This is a genomic window from Terrabacter sp. RAF57, from assembly GCF_052113925.1.
GTDB lineage: Bacteria > Actinomycetota > Actinomycetes > Actinomycetales > Dermatophilaceae > Terrabacter.
The window spans coordinates 1-2,173 of the sequence record NZ_JBFRDT010000051.1 but is presented as its reverse complement, the minus strand read 5'-3'; the positions used below and the strand labels follow the sequence as shown (position 1 = coordinate 2,173).

Here is a 2,173-nt window from a genome sequence, read left to right as displayed (position 1 = left end):
TGTCGACGACGCTTGAAAACGAGGCCATAGCGACGGTCGAAAACGAGGCCACCCAGACAGATTGGTTGGGTGATCTCAGTGGAGGATTGGGCTCTGATCCGGCGGCTGGTCGCGGACGGTGTTCCGCAGCGCCAGGTAGCGAAGGATCTCGGGGTCGGACGGTCGACGGTSGMGCGGGCGTTGGCCTCGGAYCGRCCRCCGAAGTACGAGCGGCCGGCSGTGCCRACGWCGTTCACGCCGTTCGAGTCGCTGGTGCGGCAACTGCTCGCGGCGACGCCGGACATGCCGGCCACGGTGATCGCCGAGCGGGTCKGYTGGGSCGGGTCGATCACGTGGTTCCGYGACAACGTCCGACGACTRCGTCCGCAGTATCGGCCGGTCGACCCCGCGGACCGGTTGACGTGGCTGCCCGGGGACGCGGCGCAGTGCGACCTRTGGTTCCCGCCCAAGAAGATCCCGCTCGAGGACGGSTCGAAGGTCCTGCTGCCGGTCATGGTGATCACCGCGGCCCACTCACGGTTCATGRTCGGCCGGATGATCCCGACYCGGCACACCGAGGATCTGCTGCTCGGCATGTGGGTGCTGCTCCAGCAGCTSGGCCGAGTCCCACGCAGGCTGATCTGGGACAACGAGTCCGGCATCGGCCGCGGCAAGAGGCACGCCGAAGGCGTGGGGGCGTTCACCGGCACACTGGCTACCACGCTGCAGCGGTTGAAGCCCTACGACCCCGAGTCCAAGGGCGTGGTGGAGCGTCGCAACGGGTTCTTCGAGACCTCCTTCATGCCGGGCCGGACCTTCGAGTCACCGGCCGACTTCAACACCCAGTTCGCCGACTGGCTCACCATCGCGAACGCCCGGAYCGTGCGCACCACCAAGGCTCGTCCGGTCGAGCTGCTCGATGTCGACAGGGCGGCGATGCTTCCCCTGCCGCCCGTGGCGCCGACCGTGGGTTGGGTTAACCGGGTCCGTTTGGGTCGTGACTACTACGTYCGCGTCGACTCCTCGGACTACTCGGTCGACCCGGCGGTGATCGGCCGGTTCGTCGACGTGACCGCGGACCTGGCCAGGGTCGAGGTGCGCCACGAAGGASGCCTCGTCGCCGCTCACGACCGAGTCTGGGCACGCGGCATGACCATCACCGATCCCGTCCACGTCGCCGCGGCCAAGGTGCTGCGCGAGCAGTTCCAGCGACCCCGACCAGCGCCGGATCCCCAGGAGGGCTTGGCGCGSGACCTGGCCGACTACGACCGCGCGTTCGGGCTCCTCGACGGCGGGCTCRCCGATGGTGAGGTGGCCTGATGACCACCAGGACCAACAAGGCGAAGAGCAACGGCAGCGAGCCGCTCAAGCAGYTGACCTACTTGGCGTCGGCGTTGAAGGCGCCCCGGATCATCGAGGCCGCCGCGCGGCTGGCCGACCACGCCCGCGACGCGGGATGGACCCACGAGGAATACCTCGCCGCAGTGCTGGACCGTGAAGTCGCAGCCCGCAACGCATCCGGCGCACAGCTACGCATCCGGGCCGCCGGGTTTGCCGCAAGGAAGACGATCGAAGAGTTCGACTGGGACGCCCAACCCGCGGTCCGTCAGCAGATCGCCGCACTCGCCTCCGGCGGCTTCCTCACCGAGGCCCGCAACGTCGTGCTGCTCGGCCCGCCCGGCACCGGCAAGACCCACCTGGCCACCGGCCTGGGCATCGCCGCCGCGCACCACGGACATCGGGTCCTGTTCGCGACCGCGACCGAGTGGGTCACCCGCCTGACCGAGGCCCACCGCGCCGGCCGGCTCCCGCAAGAGCTSRCSCGGCTRCGGCGCTACGGACTGATCATCGTCGACGAGGTCGGCTACCTGCCCTTCGAGCAAGACGCCGCGAACCTGTTCTTCCAGCTCGTCTCATCCCGCTACGAACACGCCTCGCTGATCCTCACSTCCAACCTGCCGTTCAGCGGCTGGGGAGGTGTCTTCGGTGACCAGGCCGTCGCCGCYGCGATGATCGACCGCGTCGTGCACCACGCCGACGTCCTGACCCTCAAAGGCGCCAGCTACCGGCTCCGCAACCGCGGCATCGACACGCTGCCCAGCATCAGAACCCAGGACACGGCAGACTAGAAACCACGAACCGGTGGCCTCGATTTAGAACGTCGGATCGGCCTCATTTTCGAGCGTTGTCGACA

The 2,173-nt window shown here is 68.5% G+C and carries 2 protein-coding genes; both read left to right on the top strand.

Annotation, left to right across the window (positions count from 1 at the left end; all coding sequences use genetic code 11):
- Positions 1-69: 69 nt before the first annotated feature.
- Complete coding sequence (gene istA / locus AB4Y83_RS22645) at positions 70-1,299, top strand: IS21 family transposase (protein WP_442298276.1); 1,230 nt, start codon at positions 70-72, stop codon at positions 1,297-1,299.
- On the top strand, positions 1,299-2,108 hold the full coding sequence (istB, locus tag AB4Y83_RS22640) for an IS21-like element helper ATPase IstB (RefSeq protein ID WP_442298275.1): 810 nt from the start codon (positions 1,299-1,301) through the stop codon (positions 2,106-2,108). The genes istA and istB overlap by 1 nt, the downstream gene beginning before the upstream one ends.
- The last annotated feature ends 65 nt before the right edge of the window (positions 2,109-2,173 follow it).